Annotated in this window: 17 protein-coding genes and 2 rRNA genes; 17 read left to right on the plus strand and 2 right to left on the minus strand. The window is 58.1% G+C overall.

The genetic code is table 11. The features are described from left to right. The 4 genes from GKG36_RS11420 to GKG36_RS11435 all read left to right on the plus strand — a co-directional run. Window positions 1–123, plus strand: a 23S ribosomal RNA gene (locus GKG36_RS11420); the annotation flags it as partial. 127 nt (window positions 124–250) lie between these two features. Then, window positions 251–367: ribosomal RNA gene (rrf, locus tag GKG36_RS11425) — 5S ribosomal RNA — on the plus strand. 166 nt (window positions 368–533) lie between these two features. Continuing rightward, window positions 534–866 carry a PadR family transcriptional regulator gene (locus GKG36_RS11430; protein WP_120081349.1) on the plus strand — a complete coding sequence of 111 codons (333 nt, stop codon included), beginning with the start codon at window positions 534–536 and terminating at the stop codon, window positions 864–866. Beyond that, window positions 859–1,527 carry a hypothetical protein gene (locus GKG36_RS11435; RefSeq protein WP_154260806.1) on the plus strand — a complete coding sequence of 223 codons (669 nt, stop codon included), beginning with the start codon at window positions 859–861 and terminating at the stop codon, window positions 1,525–1,527. The genes GKG36_RS11430 and GKG36_RS11435 overlap by 8 nt, the downstream gene beginning before the upstream one ends. Before the next feature lie 92 nt (window positions 1,528–1,619). Here GKG36_RS11435 and fba read toward each other — a convergent pair whose 3' ends face one another. After that, complete coding sequence (gene fba, locus GKG36_RS11440; RefSeq protein ID WP_005941384.1) at window positions 1,620–2,483, minus strand: class II fructose-1,6-bisphosphate aldolase; 864 nt, start codon at window positions 2,481–2,483, stop codon at window positions 1,620–1,622. 723 nt (window positions 2,484–3,206) lie between these two features. Between fba and rlmB the strand changes: the two genes are divergently transcribed. The 4 genes from rlmB (at window position 3,207) to GKG36_RS11460 (ending at window position 8,794) form a co-directional block, all read left to right on the plus strand. Continuing rightward, window positions 3,207–4,139 carry a 23S rRNA (guanosine(2251)-2'-O)-methyltransferase RlmB gene (gene rlmB, locus GKG36_RS11445; protein WP_154260808.1) on the plus strand — a complete coding sequence of 311 codons (933 nt, stop codon included), beginning with the start codon at window positions 3,207–3,209 and terminating at the stop codon, window positions 4,137–4,139. Window positions 4,140–4,187: 48 nt separating this feature from the next. Beyond that, a complete protein-coding gene (locus GKG36_RS11450; protein ID WP_154260810.1) occupies window positions 4,188–6,920 on the plus strand; it encodes a cell envelope biogenesis protein OmpA in 2,733 nt (910 codons plus the stop codon). A 165-nt stretch (window positions 6,921–7,085) separates the two neighbouring features. After that, on the plus strand, window positions 7,086–7,625 hold the full coding sequence (gene rbr / locus GKG36_RS11455; RefSeq protein ID WP_154260812.1) for a rubrerythrin: 540 nt from the start codon (window positions 7,086–7,088) through the stop codon (window positions 7,623–7,625). Window positions 7,626–7,852: 227 nt separating this feature from the next. Further along, window positions 7,853–8,794 (plus strand): Ig-like domain-containing protein, encoded by a 942-nt coding sequence (locus GKG36_RS11460; RefSeq protein WP_154260814.1) that lies wholly within the window; start codon window positions 7,853–7,855, stop codon window positions 8,792–8,794. A 45-nt stretch (window positions 8,795–8,839) separates the two neighbouring features. On the opposite strand, the gene GKG36_RS11465 is transcribed toward GKG36_RS11460, so the two are convergent. Next, window positions 8,840–9,013, minus strand: coding sequence for a hypothetical protein (locus tag GKG36_RS11465; protein ID WP_154260816.1), 174 nt, complete (start codon window positions 9,011–9,013; stop codon window positions 8,840–8,842). Between the two features lie 119 nt (window positions 9,014–9,132). Here GKG36_RS11465 and GKG36_RS11470 point away from each other — a divergent pair, with 119 nt between their 5' ends. From GKG36_RS11470 to GKG36_RS11510, 9 genes are all read left to right on the plus strand, one after another. Next, window positions 9,133–10,071 carry a ribonuclease Z gene (locus tag GKG36_RS11470; protein ID WP_154260818.1) on the plus strand — a complete coding sequence of 313 codons (939 nt, stop codon included), beginning with the start codon at window positions 9,133–9,135 and terminating at the stop codon, window positions 10,069–10,071. After that, the gene (locus GKG36_RS11475; protein WP_154260820.1) at window positions 10,068–11,501 is read left to right on the plus strand and encodes a tRNA nucleotidyltransferase; all 1,434 of its coding nucleotides are present in this window, start codon (window positions 10,068–10,070) and stop codon (window positions 11,499–11,501) included. The genes GKG36_RS11470 and GKG36_RS11475 overlap by 4 nt, the downstream gene beginning before the upstream one ends. A 68-nt stretch (window positions 11,502–11,569) precedes the next feature. After that, the gene (gene mnmA, locus GKG36_RS11480; protein WP_154260822.1) at window positions 11,570–12,673 is read left to right on the plus strand and encodes a tRNA 2-thiouridine(34) synthase MnmA; all 1,104 of its coding nucleotides are present in this window, start codon (window positions 11,570–11,572) and stop codon (window positions 12,671–12,673) included. Window positions 12,674–12,686: 13 nt separating this feature from the next. Further along, window positions 12,687–13,457 carry a tRNA threonylcarbamoyladenosine dehydratase gene (locus GKG36_RS11485; RefSeq protein WP_154260824.1) on the plus strand — a complete coding sequence of 257 codons (771 nt, stop codon included), beginning with the start codon at window positions 12,687–12,689 and terminating at the stop codon, window positions 13,455–13,457. A 518-nt stretch (window positions 13,458–13,975) separates the two neighbouring features. Further along, window positions 13,976–14,863 (plus strand): putative manganese transporter, encoded by an 888-nt coding sequence (locus GKG36_RS11490; RefSeq protein WP_154260826.1) that lies wholly within the window; start codon window positions 13,976–13,978, stop codon window positions 14,861–14,863. 158 nt (window positions 14,864–15,021) lie between these two features. Next, window positions 15,022–15,912 (plus strand): HAD family hydrolase, encoded by an 891-nt coding sequence (locus GKG36_RS11495; RefSeq protein ID WP_173012966.1) that lies wholly within the window; start codon window positions 15,022–15,024, stop codon window positions 15,910–15,912. Beyond that, a complete protein-coding gene (locus GKG36_RS11500; protein ID WP_005941430.1) occupies window positions 15,909–16,397 on the plus strand; it encodes a DNA-deoxyinosine glycosylase in 489 nt (162 codons plus the stop codon). The genes GKG36_RS11495 and GKG36_RS11500 overlap by 4 nt, the downstream gene beginning before the upstream one ends. A 99-nt stretch (window positions 16,398–16,496) precedes the next feature. Beyond that, window positions 16,497–17,123 (plus strand): 5-bromo-4-chloroindolyl phosphate hydrolysis family protein, encoded by a 627-nt coding sequence (locus tag GKG36_RS11505; RefSeq protein WP_005941432.1) that lies wholly within the window; start codon window positions 16,497–16,499, stop codon window positions 17,121–17,123. 40 nt (window positions 17,124–17,163) lie between these two features. Next, window positions 17,164–18,321: a toxic anion resistance protein gene (locus GKG36_RS11510; RefSeq protein WP_154255897.1), complete on the plus strand. Its 1,158-nt coding sequence runs from the start codon at window positions 17,164–17,166 to the stop codon at window positions 18,319–18,321. Window position 18,322 lies beyond the last annotated feature (1 nt).

Consider the following 18,322-nt stretch of genomic DNA (forward strand, 5'->3'; position numbering starts at 1 on the left):
ATAAGATATCCCATTGTTTCAAACAAGTAAGACCCCTTGAAGACTACAAGGTTGATAGGCACGATGTGTAAGTGGAGCGATCCATTCAGCAAGCGTGTACTAATAGGTCGAGGGCTTGACCACAATTCGCTTGAGACTCTGAGAGTCAACGAAAAAATGTGAGCAGTGATTATTCAGTTTTGAAGGCACGTCCTTCTAAGAAATACTGGACAAAGTACGACAAACATGTTATACTGGTTCAGTCAGATCGGTCGGTGTCGATGACGGTGAGGTTCCACCTGTTCCCATTCCGAACACAGAAGTTAAGCTCACTTGTGCCGAAGATAGTTCGCTGGAAACGGCGCGTGAAAATAGGTAGTCGCCGACTTGAACAGAAAGCTCTGAGAGAAATCTCAGGGCTTTTTTGTTGCACAAAAATATGGAGCGGATTTTGGTCGAAATGATAACAGGACAGGACTTGACAAAAATACTACTATGCAATACAATATAGATAAGCTACTATGTATTACATAATAGGCAAAAGGAGGTATCCAGTGGAAAACAACACACAATTGCTCAAGGGCGTTTTGGAATTCTGTGTTCTGAAATTCATTAGCAGAGAGCCGACCTATGGCTATGAGATCGTGATGCATCTAAAACAGGTCGGGTTTTCTGACTTGAGTGAAAGCACGCTTTATCCGCTGCTGCTGCGGCTGGAGCAGCAAGGAAAGGTTACAGTAGAACGCAGACCTTCCCCTAAGGGGCCGAGCCGGAAATATTATATTGTAACTGAAGAAGGTCGAAAGGCACTTCTTGAGTTTCGGCAGGATTGGTATCAGCTCTGCCAGCTGGTGGAGAAAATTTTTAAGGAGGAGCCATATGAATAAGTATTTTGCGTTGCGAAAGGCAAATCGGATGCGTACAAAGCTGCTGAACGAAAAAAGCCAGGAGCAGCTGAAAGATGTGATCCGGTATCTTCGCCGGGTCAGCTGGGATTTCTGCGGCATTGAACTTGTGTGCAGCGATCTGCTTGATATTTCCATCCAAGCCAATGCAGAAAATCAGGAACTGTTCGATTCGATTTCGGATGCAAAAACCTTTGTAGAGGAGGTCAAGCCATGTTTGAAAACACTGAGAGCTGCGGATTACTTCTGGTTTGTTGCACCGCTGTATTTCTTCTTTGAGTGGGGCGTGGAAGGGCTGCTGCTTTACCCGGTAATTGGTGATTGGTTTTTTGAACTTTCTGTAGGCTATCTGATGCAGCTTGTTGTTGCAGTGACGGTTTTTTGCGCACTGTTCCGCCGGATGATGGAGCAGGTAGGCTTTCCGCCACGAGAGCATTGGCTGAAATATGCTACATGGCTGGTGCTTTATATCGTGACTCTGTATGGAACGGGCTGGTTCTTTACCCAGATCGCGGGTAAGATCGTACTGCTGCGGCTTCCGATCCTTAGCTATTCGATTTTTTGCCTGCTTCTGGGTGCAGGACTGTATGCAATACATTTTTGGAGATATGGAAAAGACCCGCGTCTGAGTGCTCGCATATAAAGTAAAAAGCGCCCCCGCTGCACTGTGCATAACGGTGCAGCGGGGGCGCATACTTTATTGGGTGGTGTACCGGTTACGATACGAGCTTCCGCTTAGCCCTTGCCTGCGCAGCCGAACAGCTCGATCTTCTCCTTGCACTTGGCCTCGATGGCCTTTGCGCCGGGAGCCAGCAGCTTGCGGGGGTCGAAGCCCTTGCCCTGCTGATCCTTGCCCTCTTCGATGTACTTGCGGGTGGCCTCAGCAAACACCAGCTGGCACTCGGTGTTGATGTTGATCTTGGAAACGCCCAGGCTGATTGCCTTTGCGATCATCTCGTCGGGGATGCCGGTGCCGCCGTGCAGAACCAGAGGAATGTTATTGGTGGCCTTGTGGATGCGGTCCAGAGCCTCGAAGTCCAGACCCTTCCAGTTTGCCGGGTAGACACCGTGGATGTTGCCGATGCCGGCAGCCAGGAAGTCAATGCCCAGAGCAGTGATCTTTGCGCACTCTTCGGGGTCTGCAATCTCGCCGGCACCCACGACGCCGTCCTCGACACCGCCGATGGAACCGACCTCGGCCTCGATGCTCAAGCCCTTAGCGTGTGCCAGAGCAACCAGCTCCTTGGTCTTTTCCACATTCTCCTCGATGGAGTAGTGGCTGCCATCGAACATGATGGAAGAGAAGCCGGCCTCGATGCAGGCTTTGCAGCCCTCATAGGTGCCGTGATCCAGATGCAGGGCAACGGGAACGGTGATGCCCATGGAATCGACCATTGCGCTGACCATGGCAGCGACGGTCTTGAAACCGGTCATGTACTTGCCGGCACCCTCGGAAACACCCAGAATCACAGGGCTCTTCATTTCCTCGCAGGCGGTCAGAACGGACTTGGTCCACTCCAGATTGTTGATGTTGAACTGAGGCACACCGTAGTGGCCATCACGTGCTTTGATCAGCATTTCGGTTGCATTTACCAACATTATTCATTACCTCCACAAAATCATTGGGGTCTTGCTCGTTTCATATCCGCTTTGTGCACGGTTTAACGAACCTACAGAATTAGTATACCCCAAACAGCGGCCAAAATCAATCCAAACCGGTGCTTTTCCTGTAACAATGCGGGGATTCTGTTTCTGGCAGGGTGCAGGGGGTTACTGCCAGAAGCGCGTATATTCGATAGAATGCAACAAATTTCCATATAATGTGCAACGAGCGGCCGAAAGACAGAAAGCTTGATGAAGGACGGATTTTCAACACAGATCCACATTCGTCAAAATGATATTGGGCAATTTGGCAAAAGCGGACAGGATGCAGTTCAAAAAATTGTCATATTTCCGACTTGTATTCTACAAATTGTACGCAGGAAATCAAAAAAGGTCGAACCAAAAAGTGGAAAACCTTGTGGAAAGTGTGGAATTCCACAGGCAAAACAGGCTTTAAAGCTGGACTTTTGAACTTTCTCCACAGGGTTTTCAACATGTGGAAAAATAATCGCTCTTCTACGGATTGTATACCGCGTTTTTGTGGAAAACTTTTTTCTCCGGCAAAACAGAGGGATATCTACCCAGCAGCCGGGTAAAGCTGATGCAGGGCGGCAGAACATTTCTGCAAAAAAGCGGAAACGGTCTCCGGCACCACGAACAGAAAAACTTTTGCAGGACGCGGATAAAAAACGGTAATTTGCTGGCAAACAAGGTCGGCTTATGCTATACTTCAAAATGAGTTATCATCTTCAGATCATACCGGTGCGCGGCCCAGAGTGCGGCGCGCCTTTTGGAGGGTGTGCACAGCACCTTCCGGTGATACAACGGAAGGAGAAAATCATCATGGAAGAAAAGAACCAGCCGCGCCGTCCGCGCCGCAGCCCGGAAGAGCCGCTGCAGAAGAACGAGAGCCTTGTTTATGGCAAAAATCCGGTGACCGAACTGCTGAAAAGCGGTTCCGGCGTGGACACCGTGCTCATTGCTGAGGGCATGGCTCCGGCCGTGGCGGCTTACTATACCGCATTGGCAAAGGAAGCGGGTGCCACGGTGAAGCGGGTGCACCCCAACAAGCTGCGCCTGATGACCGGCACCGAGAGCCATCAGGGTGTGGCGGCATTTGCCAGCGAGATCGAATACGTGACGGTAGACGACCTGATGGCAGAAGCCAAGGACAAGGGCGAGGCACCTTTTCTGGTGCTGAGCGATGGCATTGAAGACCCGCACAATCTGGGTGCCGTGATGCGCAGTGCTCTGCTGTGCGGTGCGCATGGCATCGTGATCCCCAAGCGCGGCGGCGCATCGGTGACGCCCACCGTTATCAAGTCCAGCGCAGGTGCCGCAGAACGCCTGCCGGTGGCTCGTGTGGCCAACATCGGCGAGACCATCCGCCGCCTGAAGGAGCAGGGCGTGTTCGTCTACTGCGCCGATATGGACGGCGTGTCTCTGCGCAGGAACAACCTGACCGGCCCCATTGCACTGGTGCTGGGCAGCGAGGGCAGCGGTGTTTCGCAGCTGGTGAAAAAGCTGTGCGACGGCGTGGTGCGGCTGGATATGGCAGCACCGGGCACCGGTGTGGACAGCTACAACGTGTCGGTGGCTGCGGGCATTATTCTGTACGAGATCCAGTCCCAGCGCGCAGCACAGCAGGCATGATCCGGCATTCGGGCCGGAACCTCAATTTGAATTACAGGAGGGACTAGAATGCCGAAAGATAAAAATAATGGCCGGGAAATGACCCCGGATGAAAAGTTCCGCTCCTTTTTCAGCACCACGGCGGTGGATATCCCGGAGGAGATGACCCGGAGAGACGAAAACCAGCCGGAGGAAAAGCCGCAGAAACGGTTTGGCCTGTTTGGCCGTGGTAAGGAAAAGCAGGAGACTGACGAAGCTGCAGCAGAGCAGCCGCAGGAAATGCCCACCGGTGAGGTGCGGCTGGGTGAGGATGCGCAGCCGGAACCGGAAGCGGATCTGGAACTGATGCTGAAGCCGGAGGCAGACCCGGAACAGGAACTGGCCCCGTGGCCTTTTCTGGAAAAGGAAGCAGAGGATGCACAGCCGGAAGCACCCGCCAAAAAGCCGGAGGAAAAATCTGCACCGCAAACGGCAGAACCCCCGGCGGCAGTGAAGCCGGAAACACCCCGGCAGAGCGCTGTCCCGGCGGCAAGACCCGCAGAGCAGCACAGCACGGCAAAGCCTCTCCGGCACCCCAAGAATGCGCCGGAGGTGCTGCTGCCGCAGGAAGAGCAGGAGCAGCAGGAGATGGCACAGCTCAAGGCGATGATCAACGGCCTGAGCGACCAGAAGCCGGAAAAGCCTGCACCGAGGGCCGAAGCAGCCCCGGCAGCAGAAACTGAACCGGCTGAAAGCAAAAAGAAACCGTCCGGTGCACCGCTGCCCGCGGCTGTGTTTGCAGCGGTAAAGGAGACGGCACCGGAGCTGCAGCCGGAACCTGTGCCGCAGCCGAAAAAAACGGAGCAGCCGGAAAAGCAGCCGGTGGTCGATTTCTTTGGCAAGGCGCAGAGCGAGGACGCACCGCAGGCACCTTTGGCCCCGGCAGAGGAGCCTGCCGCAAAAGAGGACACCATGAGCCTGCCGCTGCTGCCGCTGGACGGTGAAGAGCCGCAGCAGGCACCGGAGAAGGCATCCGCTGCGCCACAGCCGGAACTGAAAGCTGAGGCGGAGGACGCGGTGTCTCCGGAGGAACATGCCGAAACGGAGCTGCCCGAGCCGGAGGCTACGGTGGATAAGCTGCACCGCATGAGCGCAGAGCTGACGCTGCGCTGCGTGCTGGGCGGCATTCTGGCTGTGGTGCTGCTGCATTTTGGTTTGGTGTCGGATGGGCTGCTGCCCGCCATGGCGGCGCTGGACCCGGATGCTGCCCCGGCGGCATTCTATGGTGCAAACCTGCTGCTGCTGGCAGCAAGCCTGTGCGTGGGCTTCCCGGTGCTGCGCGACGGCCTGAACGGCCTGCGCGGACGGTCTTCTTCCGAGACGATGCCGGCGCTGGCCGCAGTAGCAGCGCTGGTGCAGGCGGTCACAGCCATGCTGAACGCAAATGTTTACCGCGGCACCACCGGCATCTCGCTGCTCAGCGGCATGGCCGCGCTGGGGCTGTTCCTTGCGCTGCTGGGCAGCCGGGTGATGCTGGCTGCTGTCAAGGGCGGCTATGAGCTGGTGACCAATGGTGTGGAGTTCGAGGGCGCCTACCGCGCCAAGGACAAAGACCTGCTGCGTGCCCTTGCACGGGATCTGGAACAGAAGGACCCCTGGGTGCTGCTGAGCCGCCCGATGAAGGAAGCTGACGGCTTTGTGGAGCAGAGCTTGAGCGAACGCGCAAGCGAGCGCCGTGCACGCAAAGTTTCGTACATCCTGCTGGGCGTTGCCCTGCTCAGCGGCGTGCTGTTCCTGCTGGCAGGTGCCGGCTGGAACAAAGCTGCGGCTGCCATAGCCGCTGTGCTGTGCATGGGCGCACCGCTTTCTTCTACCTTGATCGCGGGCGTTGCCTCGCTACGGCTGCAGCGTGCGGCTGCGGCTGTGGGCGCAGTCGTGCCCGGCTGGCAGGCCATTGAGCAGCTGGGCGGCATTGATACGCTGCAGATCGATGCAGACGACCTGTTCACCGCCGACAGCGCACAGCTGGAGGATATCCGCATCTTCAAGGGCGGCCGCATCGACCGCGCCATCCTGTACGCGGCCAGCGTGCTGAACGAGAGCCACGGCACCCTGAAGGGGCTGTTCCGCCAGATCGTTGAGGAACGCACAGACATCCTGTTCCCGGTCAAGGATCTGGAGCAGCACCATGGGCTGGGCTTTTCCGCCTGGTGCGATAACAACCGCATCCTCATTGGTACCCGCCGCTATCTGGAGCAGGAGGGCGTGCCGCTGCCGGACGAGGAATACGAGATGCAGCACTCGAAGAACGGCGAGCTGCAAATTTTGTATCTGGCTGTGTCCGGCAACCTGCACGCTATGTTCGTGCTGAAATATGTGGGCGGGCGCAATGTGGCCCGCGGCCTTGCCGTGCTGCAAAAGGAGAACATCCGCCTGCTGGTCACATGCCAGGACCCCAGTCTGACTGCACACCACATTACCGAAGCATACCGCCTGCCGGAAGGCATGATCACCGTGCTGGATCAGGAGCAGTGCAACGCCATCAAGGCCGCACCGGAAGACCCGGAGGATACCTGCTGCATGATCCATCTCAAGGCGTTTGCCAGCCTGACCGGCGGCCTGCAGGCTGCGGATCAGGCCCAGAACGCCGAGAGCAGCGCCACCACGGTACAGATGGTCTCGGTGCTGTTCTCCATTATCATTGCAGCGCTGCTCACCAGTGCAGGCAGCATCTGGGAGCTTTCGGTGGCAACGGTGCTGATGTATCAGGCAGCGTGGAGCGCCCTGAGCATTGCTGTGTGTGCACTGAAACAACATAACTGAGAAATGTTCTCAGAATAAATAGGAATTATTCTTGATTTCTCTCAAAAAATATGGTATACTCTGTTCAGAACCTGAGCCGCAGGCGAAAAAATTACCGCCGGGCTGAATGATAGAGCCGGGATCGGTCGATCCTGACAGAAGATCCGTTTTTGAAAGGAGAGCATCATGGAACTGAAGGGTACCAAAACCGAGAAAAATCTGATGGAAGCGTTTGCAGGCGAGAGCCAGGCACGCAACAAGTACACCTTCTTTGCCAGCATGGCAAAAAAAGAAGGCTACGAGCAGCTGGCCGCGATCTTTGAGGAGACCGCCAGCAATGAGAAGGAGCACGCAAAGATCTGGTTCAAGCTGCTGTGCGGCGGCGCGATCCCCGATACCCTGACTTGTCTGGACATGGCAGCAGGCGGTGAGCACGACGAGTGGACCGAGATGTACCCCCGCATGGCCAAGGAGGCCAAAGAAGAGGGCTTCCCTCAGATCGCAGCACTGTTCACCATGGTGGCACAGATCGAGAAGGAGCACGAGGAGCGCTACCGTGCGCTGGCCGAAAACCTGAAAAACAACAAGGTCTTTGCCCGCGAGGAGCAGCAGGTATGGCAGTGCCGGAACTGCGGCTACACCTATATCGGCAAGTCCGCACCGCTTAAGTGCCCGGTGTGCGCACATCCGCAGAGCTACTTTGAGCTGAAAAAGATCAACTACTAAGCTGCAAATTCAAAAGCAGAACAGCGCCGCCGCATCCGGTTTGCCGGGTGCGGCGGCGTTTTGTACAAAATTGAAAAGCGGATTTTATTATTCTCCACAAAATAAGGCTCGGCTGCCCGGCAGAATGGGCAAAAAACTTGACCCGGTTTTGCACTGCGTGTAAAATAATACGGAGACAGGAATATTTAAAGGATCTTGCAGCAAAGCAGGCGGGGAGGGCAAAGCCCATGAAGCAGGGGTTCAAAGCGTGTGTTTGTGCAGTGGTGCTGTGCGCAGAACTGTTTGCAGCCGGGGCGTTGTCGGCCTATGCTGCGCAGGAGCAGCCGCTGCCGGACAGCGGCATGACATTGGACACTGCCGAACTGACGCTGGATATCACCGAAGGAGACCCGGCCCCGGTGGCCTACCTGAATGTGCAGGCACCCAACGACTACTTCTTTCTGATCTGGACTTCCAGTGATCCGGCAGTGGCATCGGTGGACGGCACTGGCAAGGTGACCGGCCATGCCGAGGGCACTGCGGCCGTCACGGCCCGCAATGAGCGCGGCGAAAAGACCACCTGTACCATCACGGTGCGCAAAAGCACAGCCAGCCGCCTGGTGCTGAACACCAGCGATCTGATGCTTACCATTACAGAGCAGGAGCCTGCCCCGACGAAACAGCTGAAGCTGGAACAGAACAAAGGCGGGTTTACCTATGTGCGGCAGTGGATCAGCAGCAACCCGGCGGTGGCATCGGTAAGCACAAACGGTACCGTAAAGGCGCAGGGGTCCGGCAAGGCCGTCATCAGCGCACTGACCACAGCCGGGCAGGTGCTGCGCTGCACGGTAACGGTCACATCGGAGATCGGACGGGTGCAGATGAGCAAAAACGCCATGCTGCTGCAGGCAGTGGGAGCCAGTCAGAAGCTGACCGCGCAGGCTGCAGGCACCAAAAACGGAACGATGACATGGCTCAGCAGCAATCCGGGCGTGGCAACTGTGAGTGCGGATGGCATGGTAACGGCGGTGGGCGACGGTGAAACGATGATCCTTGCCGTTACACCGGAGGGTCGTGCCGATGCCTGCTATGTGGCCGTGGGAGCGGCGGCGTGGCGGTTCCGCTCGGAGGACGAACTTGCCGAAACGCTGACCCTGACCGGCCAGCTGCCCTATTCGGATGGAAAGTAAAAAGAAAAATGGGAGCGTTCTGTGCAGCAGGATGCTCCCATTTTTTCAAAACCCGCTGGGCAGAAAGATCATCGTTCCCCGGGCAGACCACGCCATCCGCTGGGCCATGCAGCCGGGCGCACCGGCCAGCAGAAACAGGGCCAGTGCGGCGAGCAGCAGCACCCATCCAAGGCCGCTGTGCGGCCTGCCAGAAAAAGAATCCCCTTTTTTGCGTCTCATCCCGCTGCCCCCTTTTTGCTGTGCTGGCCCATGCTATGCGCGGCCAGCAGTGATTGTGCAACGTGCTGGGCTGTGGTACAATAAAATATCGAAATCTACTGTGCAGGGAGAACGATTTTATGCTGACCATCACACTGCTGGGCACTGCGGCTACCATGCCACTGCCGGACCGGGCACTCTCGGCGGCGTTTGCTGCCTGCGGCGGCCACGGCCTGCTGTGGGACTGCGGCGAGGGCACGCAGGCAGCGGCACACCGGGCGGGCGTGAACCTGATGCGGGCAGATGCCATCTGCCTGACCCACTACCATGGCGACCACATCTTTGGTCTGCCGGGCCTTTTGCAGACTCTGGGGGCGCAGGGCCGCACAAGACCGCTTGCGCTGCTGGGTCCGGAGGGCCTGCCGGATATCTGGGCGGCGGTGCGGGCACTGACCGGCCCGCTGCCCTATCCGGTGAAGCCGCAGGTGCTTATGCCGGGCCAGCCGCTGGCGCTGGATGCGCTGAGCGAGGGCTGGCCTGCCGGTGCGCGGCTGGTGCCGTTTGCCACAAAGCATCGGGTAAAAAGCCTTGGCTACCGGCTGGAGCTGCCCCGTGCAGGCAAATTTTCGCCGGAGCAGGCCCAGGCGCTGGGGGTGCCGGTGCAGCAATGGAAGCTGCTGCAGAAAGGGCAGAGCGTTGCCGTGGAGGGCAGAACGGTGCAGCCTGCGCAGGTGCTGGGCGCCCCGCGCAAGGGGTTGAGCGTGGTATTTTCCGGCGATACGGCCCCCTGCCCGTATTATTTGCAGGCGGCGCATGACGCAGACCTGCTGATATGCGATGCCACCTATGCCCTTCCGGAGCAGGAAGACCAGGCCCGTCAGTGGGGGCACAGCACCTTTGGGCAGAGCGCATCCCTTGCCGCGCAGGCGAGGGCAAAGCGGCTTTGGCTGACCCATTATTCCCCCATGATCACCGACCCGGAGGAATATGCCGCGCAGGCACAGAGCATCTTCCCGGCGGCGGAGTGCGGCTTTGACGGCAAAAGCATCACCCTGCAGTACGAGGAGGCACAGCCATGACCATCCGGATGGACGAGGGTGCGGCAGAGCTGCTGGACACCCTGCACAAGGCGGGCTATGCAGCCTACGTGGTGGGCGGCTGCGTGCGGGACAGTCTGCTGGGCCTTACACCGCACGACTGGGACCTGTGCACCAGTGCTCTGCCGCAGCAGGTGATGGAGCTGTTCGGCGCGCAGCGGTGCATCCCCACCGGTCTGCAGCACGGCACGGTAACGGTGAAGCAGAGCGGTGCCCTTTACGAGATCACCACCTTCCGTACAGAAGGCACCTACACAGATGGCCGCCACCCGGACGAGGTGCACTTTGTGCCGGATGTGCGGGAGGATCTGGCCCGGCGGGATCTTACCATCAACGCCATGGCCTACAATGAAAAAGAGGGCCTTGTGGACCCCTTTGGCGGGCAGGCCGACCTGCAAAGCGGCATCGTACGGGCGGTGGGTGTGCCCCGCCAGCGGTTCACCGAGGACGCGCTGCGCATCCTGCGGCTGTACCGCTTCGCAGCCCGGTTTGGCTTTGCCATCGACCCGCCCACGGCGCAGGCGGCACAGGAGCTGTGTGCCCATCTGGACTGTGTATCGGTGGAGCGCATCGAGGAAGAGCTTGCAAAACTGCTGAGCGCACCCGCCCCTGCGGCATATCTTGACAAAAAAATACTGCTTGTTATTCTTCCGGAGCTTTCATCGGAGGCACTGGCGGCGGCAAAGCCGGTGGTGGATGCCTGCCCGGCGGGTGCAGAAAACCTGTCCATCCGGCTGGCGGCGCTGCTGTACAGCCTTGGCGAGGATGGCATCCGCCGCACCCTCAAGCGCCTGCGCTGCTCCAACGCCTTGATTGAAGAGGCGGCGGTGTTGGTGCGGGAAGCCAGAGGGTGTGACGGTAGCTTTCTCTTCGGACACGAGTACGGGTTGCGGCACCCAGCGGATGCTTCGTGCTTTGAGCAGCACTCGCATCCTGCTGGCCGCTGCCCCAACAGCAACTCCTTGTTTCCGCCACAGGCGGCAGTCGTTGCCGTTGCAGGCCATTCCATCGCCCGCCCTATTGCCTTCGGCAACAGGGTCCCACCCCAGCGGACGGTCCTCAGAGAAACTACCGTCACACCCGGCTTTACCATCTACGCCCGCCGACTACTGGGCAAATATAACTTGTGTACCGTGCAGCGCATTGCTGCACTGGGCACAGCCCTGCAGCCGGAACGGGCGGCTGATTTTGCTGCACTTTCCGAATTGGCCGAACAATTGGACGCGGACGGCGTATGCTGCCGCGTCAGCCAGCTGGCTGTGAATGGCCGCGACCTGATGGCGGCAGGCGTCCCGGCGGGGCCGGGCATCCGCAAAGTGCTGGAAGCGCTGCTGGACGGTGTGATCCGGGAAGAATATCCCAACGAGCGGCAAGCCCTGCTGGCCGCAGTGCAGCAGCTCGCGGCGTCTTGACAAGCTCTTTTTTCAGAGTTACTATTATACTACTGTTTTAGTGTGTTGAATGCACCAAAGGAGAACTTATGACCACACAGACCCCTGATTCAAAGCCGCGTGCCCTCATTGCCATGAGCGGCGGCGTGGACAGCTCGGTGGCGGCATGGCTCATGCAGCAGGCAGGCTATGACTGCACCGGCATCACCATGCGGCTCACCCGCAACGAAACGCTGGGACAGTCCGGCTTTCACACCTGCTGCTCGGAAAAGGACATCGAGGACGCGGCAGAGGTGGCGTTTGCCATGGATATCCCGTACGAGGTGCTGGATTTCACGGCCGACTTCCGGGAACAGATCATTGAAAAATTCGTCCGCGTGTATGAGGCGGGCGGCACGCCGAACCCCTGCATCGACTGCAATAAATATATGAAGTTCCGCCATCTGCTGGACTGGGCCCGGGCACACGGCATGGAGTATGTGGTCACGGGCCACTATGCCCGGGTGGAGCAGGACGAGGCCACCGGCCGTTTCCTGCTCAAAAAGGGGCTGGACGAGGGCAAAGACCAGAGCTACGTGCTCTACAACCTCACTCAGGAGCAGCTGGCGCATATCCGTCTGCCGCTGGGCGGCCTGCACAAGACTGAGGTGCGCGAGATCGCGGAGCAGCACAAATTTGTCAATGCCCGCAAGCACGACAGTCAGGACATCTGCTTCGTGCCGGATGGCGACTATGCCCGCTTTATGGAGGACTTCACCGGCAAACACTACCCGGCAGGTGATTTTCTGGATGAGAGCGGCAGGGTGGTGGGCACCCACAACGGCGCGGTGCGGTACACCATCGGCCAGCGCAAGGGGCTGGGCCTTGCCATGGGGGCACCTGTGTACGTCTGCGGCAAGGACATGCAGGCAAACACCGTCACGGTAGGGCCGGAGGAGATGTTGTTCGACCGCATCGTGTATGCGGACGAGGTGAACTGGATCGCCATTCCGGAGCTGACCGGGCCGCTGCGGGTCACAGCCCGCACCCGGTACCACCAGGTGGAGCAGGCCGCCACCGTCTACCCGGCGGAGTGCGGCTTCCGGCTGGAATTTGACCAGCCCCAGCGCGCCCCTACGCCCGGTCAGGCCGTGGTGCTGTATCAGGGCGACACCGTGCTGGGCGGCGGCACCATTACGAGAGTGGAAAAGTAACAAGGAGAACAAAATGCAAAATCAGTATTCCCGCACGCAGTTGCTGCTGGGCGCGGAAGCTATGGAAAAACTGCACAATTCCCGCGTGGCGGTGTTCGGCATCGGCGGCGTGGGCGGCTACACGGTGGAAGCGCTGGCGCGCAGCGGCGTGGGGGCACTGGATCTGATCGATGATGATAAGGTCTGCCTGACCAACCTCAACCGCCAGATCATCGCCACCCGCAGCACAGTAGGGCAATATAAGGTAGATGTGGCTGCGCAGCGCATCCACGACATTGACCCGGACATCAGGGTGACCACCCACCGGTGCTTCTTTGGTCCGGAAACACAGGATCAGTTCGACTTTACCCAGTACGACTATGTGGTGGATGCCATTGACACCGTCACCGGCAAGCTGGCCCTTGTGATGAAGTGCAAGGAGGTGGGCACTCCCATTATCTGCTCCATGGGCGCAGGCAACAAGATGGACCCGACCCGCTTTGAAGTGACCGATATCTACAAGACCTCGGTCTGCCCGCTGGCCAAGGTGATGCGTACCGAGTGCCGCAAGCGCAGGATCAAGCACCTGAAGGTGGTCTACTCCAAGGAGCCTGCCATGACCCCCATCGAGGATGACGACATCAGCTGCAAGAATCACTGCATCTGCCCTCCGGGCACCCAGCGCAAGTGCACCCAGCGCCGTTCGGTGCCGGGTTCCAATGCCTTTGTACCCTCGGTGGCTGGCCTGATCATCGGCGGCGAGGTGGTAAAAGACCTTGTGGGCTTTGTGCCAATGAAGGGGTAAAACAAAAGGCAGACTCCTGCTGTGTGGGACGATTTTGAATGCGCTCCGCGTTGCTTTGCGCATAAGCTAAGGAAATTATATTTTTGATTTTGGGGTCCAGAAACGCCTGCGGGTGTTTCTGGACCCCATTTTCATGGGCGGGGGTCGTGGAGGAAAGGCTTGTGCTTGCGGGCAGAACGTTAATTCCGCCGCGTGAATGTTTCCGCAGGAAACCAGCGCGGCAGCTTCCGCTTTCGGTTATGACTCCTCCCGTGAAAAGGCAATTCTGGAAAAGCCGCAGATTTTCCAGAATTGCGAAATAAAATAATAATTCCGCTGAAAATGGTCAGAGCATCAGCGGAGACCATTTGAAATCGTATTTTTTGCGATGCAGCGTTCCATAACATAAATTTGCAATCAATTTGCATTTTGGTATTGCAATTGGAGAGAATATCGTGTATAATCATCCCTGTTCAAAAATGCAACCAATTTGCAATTTACTAAAATGAAGCGACGAACGGTCGTTTTTAGGAGCGTATATGGAACTGTTTCTGGATGTTCTGGGCGAATCTCTGGTGGATACCGCCAAGATGCTGCCCTTCCTGTTTTTGGCTTATCTTCTGATCGAGTATATCGAGACCCGCCACGGTGAGCGCATTGAAGCACTGCTGGCAGGCGGCGGGCGCTGGGGCGCGATTCCGGGCGCGGTGCTGGGCTGTGTGCCGCAGTGTGGCTTTTCGGCCATTGCGTCCAACTTCTACTCCTCCCGCGTCATCACACTGGGCACCCTGATGGCCGTCTACCTTGCCACCAGCGACGAAGCCATCCCGCTGCTGGTATCCATGCCGGCCTACTGGAATAAGCTGGCTGTGCTCATGGTCATCAAGGTGGTATACGCCATTGTGGTGGGCTTCGTGCTGGATTTTGTGCTGCGCGGCGTGCTGCCCAAATCGCTGCGCGGCGGCTACACCGGCCATGCCGACGAGGTGGACTGTCACGAGGAGCACAGCGACGAAGAGGGCAAGCCCGCCCCCATCTGGAAAACGGCCCTGCGCCACACGCTGGAGATCTTTGTGTTCATTTTTGCGTTCAGTCTGGTGTTCGGCCTGATCGTGGAAGGCGTGGGCGAAGATGTGTTTGCAGACCTTCTGGGCAGCATGGGCTTCTTCCAGCCGGTAGTGGCTGCGCTGGTGGGCCTGATCCCCAACTGCGCCGCCAGCGTGCTGCTGACCCAGCTGTATGTGGAAGGTGCTCTGCGCTTTTCCAGTCTGGTGGCGGGCCTTTGCACCGGTGCAGGCGTGGGCCTTGCGGTGCTGTGGCGCACCAATCCTTCGTGGAAGCAGAACCTGTTCATCACCGGCCTGACATGGGGTGCAGGCGCATTCCTCGGCGTGGCAATGCAGGTGGTCGTGGCCGTGTTTGCGTGATCCCGAGAAGGCGCTGCAAAGAAAACGGCATCGTGAAACAAAATAAGGCTATTGCATGGAATTCTGTGCAGTAGCCTTATTTTTATGCCCAAATGCACCCCAATTTTAAAAAAGTATGGTATACTGATACAAAACTCAGTTCCATAGGGGAGAATAGAATGCAATATAAGATTCTGGCAAGCGATTACGACAACACACTGGTGCCCTTTGGCGAGGGCAAGCCGCGTCAGAAGGTGGTCAAGGCGGTAAAGAAGCTGCAGGCCGCAGGCGGCAGATTTGTGCTCAGCACCGGACGCGCGTATCCGTGCGTCAACCTCAAAGGCCAGCTGGGCGGCATCCGGTTCGATTATGCCATCACCTGCAACGGTGCCTGTGTGGTGGACCGCGAGGGCCGCATCGTGGCCGAGCACCCGCTCACTGCTGAGGAAATGTACGCGCTGGTGGATTTCTGCGAGGATTATAACTATCCGCTGCAGTTCAATTTCAGGGATGCCTGCTACGCCTACTGCGAGTATGAATATCTGCACAGGGGCTATCAGCAGATGAACAGCATCGGGCTGGACTGTATGGACGGCGAAGATCAGGACCGCCACCTGATCGACATGCCCCACGCGGCCTTTGCGGCAGTGCCGCCGGAGCACGTGGCAGATTTTGCGGCAAAGTACGGCCATCTGGGCCTGCACTGGATGCAGGTGGGCGCGCAGAATGCCGACGGCCTGTGCTACTACGACATCGTGCGCGGTGGAATGGACAAAGGCGTGGGCCTTGCCGACCTGTGCGAAAAGATGGGCCTGACACTGGCCGATGCCGTGGCGGCAGGCGATTCTGCCAACGATGTGGCCATGCTGAAGGCAGCGGGCCTTGGCTGCTGCATGGCAAACGGCACGCCGGACGCAAAGGCTGCCGCCGACCGCATCATTGGCGATGTGCGGGAGGACGGCCTTGCCGACCTGATCGATGAGCTGTGGTTCGACGGCCCCAGAGCAGAGCCGTCCGGCCGCGACCTTGGCTCGCCTTGGGATAAAATTGAAAGTGCAGGCGGACAATGAGCTTTGAACCGGTGTATAACGAACACAGCCGGGCGCTGATCCTTGGCACATGGCCCAGCCCCAAAAGCCGGGAGATGGCCTTTTACTACGGCCACCCGCAGAACCGCTTCTGGCCCATGATGGCCGCGCTGACCGGTGAGCCGGTGCCTGCCCGTGAGGACATTGAAGCCAAAAAGCAGATCATCCTGCGCCATGGGCTGGCCCTCTGGGACACGCTGGAACGCTGCACCATCACCGGCGCAGCGGACGCTTCCATCAAGGATGCAGTGCCGAATGATATTGCCGCTCTGCTGGCAAAGGCACCCATCGAAGCAGTATTCTGCAACGGAGCCACCGCATACCGGATCTATACAAAGTATTTGCAGCCGGTGTCTGGCATTGCAGCGGTAAAGCTGCCCAGCACCAGCCCGGCAAACGCTGCCTGCCGCCCGGAAAAGCTGCGCGAAATCTGGGGCGCGGCCCTCTTGCCGTGGATCAACAAATGATGGCCAGGTTGTAAATTATCCGTGAAAGCCTTGCGTTTTTCGCGGGGTGCGGTATTATGGATGACATAAGGGGCAATGCCCCGGACAAGGAGAAGAAACATGAGCAAGATCATCCGCACCAGAAAGCCCAGCGTTCTGCCATTTTATGCAATGGCACTGGTCTTTTTGGTATTGTGCGCGGTACTGCCGGTGTATAAGCTGTGGGCGCTGCTGGCGGCGCTGGGCGGTGCATTTGTGGCCTTTGGTGCGGCACAGAAGGTCTGCCCGCCCCGGGTGGTGGAGCACGAAGTGCCTTTCCACACCGGTGTGGAGGATGTGGACGCGATGCTGACCGACATCCAGCAGAAACTGGATACCCTGCACACCCTCAACGAGCAGCTGCCGGACCCGCAGCTCTCTGCCGCCATGACCCGCATGGAAAAGGCGGGCCGCTCCATTGTGGAAGCGGTGGAAGCAAACCCGGAAAAGGCAAAGCAGGTGCGCAGGTTCGCAAACTATTACCTGCCGGATGCGGTGAACGTTCTGCAGCAGTATGCAAAGCTGGCAAAGCAGGGCGTGCGCGGCGAGAATGCCGCAGCCATCCGTACCGAGGTGGAGCACAATGCTGCTTCCATTGCCACGGCGTTTGAAAACCAGCTGGATGCCCTGTACGCCGCCGAGAGCATGGACCTTTCTGCAGATATCACGGTGCTGCAGAACATGCTCAAAGGGCAGGGCCTGAGCTAAGAAAAAAGGTAAACGGTATTTGGAAAGGAAGGAATCTCTTATGGCTGATAATACATTCAACTTTGACCTCGATGCACCCGCAGTACCCACCCTGACGCTGGACCCCACCCCGGCAGAAGAGGAAAAGGCAGCACCCGCCCAGCAGGAAGCTGCCGCACCGGAGCAGCCGCAGGTGAACCTGACCCCGGAAGAACAGGCCATGGTGGATCAGTTTGCTGAAAAGATCGATATTACCAACAGCCAGCAGGTGCTGCAGTACGGCTCCGCCTGTCAGAAGAAGATCGGCGATTTCTCCGAGGCCGCCCTTTCCAAGGTGGCCACCAAGGATCTGGGCGAAGTGGGCGATATGATTACCAGCCTGATCGGTGAGCTGAAGAGCTTTGATGCAGGCGAGGAAGAAAAAAAGGGCATTCTGGGCTTCTTCAAGAAGAAGGGCGACCAGCTGGATGCCATGAAGATGAAGTACAACAAGGCCGAGACCAACGTGGAAAAGATCCAGTCCATGCTGGAGGGCCATCAGGTGCAGCTGCTCAAGGACATCGCCATGCTGGATAAGATGTATGATCTGAACATGGCCTACTTCAAGGAGCTGAGCATGTATATCCTTGCCGGCAAAAAGAAGCTGGCCGATGTGCGCGCAAACGAGCTGCAGCAGGCCATGGATAAGGCCAAGGTTTCCGGCCTGCCGGAGGATGCACAGGCGGCTCGTGATCTGGCCGACCAGTGCGAACGCTTTGAGAAGAAGCTCTATGATCTGGAGCTGACCCGCAACATCAGCCTGCAGATGGGGCCGCAGATCCGCCTTTTGCAGAACAACAATACCATGATGGCGGAAAAGATCCAGTCCACCATCGTCAACACCATCCCCCTGTGGAAGAACCAGATGGTGCTGGCACTGGGTCTGGCCCACAGCCAGCAGGCCATGCAGGCCGAGCGTGCCGTGACCGACATGACCAACGACCTGCTCAAGAAGAACGCCGAGGCCCTGAAGATGGGTACCATCGAGACCGCAAAGGAGAGCCAGCGCGGTGTGGTGGACATCGAGACCCTGCAGCAGACCAACAAGAGCCTGATCGAGACGCTGGACGAGCTGAACAAGATCCAGAGCGAGGGCCGCGCAAAGCGCGCTGCCGCCGAGCAGGAGCTGAACCGCATCGAGGACGAACTGAAAGCAAAAATGATGGAGATCCGGAGCTGAG

Origin of the sequence: Faecalibacterium sp. BIOML-A1, from assembly GCF_009679715.1 — a bacterium.
Lineage (GTDB): Bacteria > Bacillota > Clostridia > Oscillospirales > Ruminococcaceae > Faecalibacterium > Faecalibacterium taiwanense.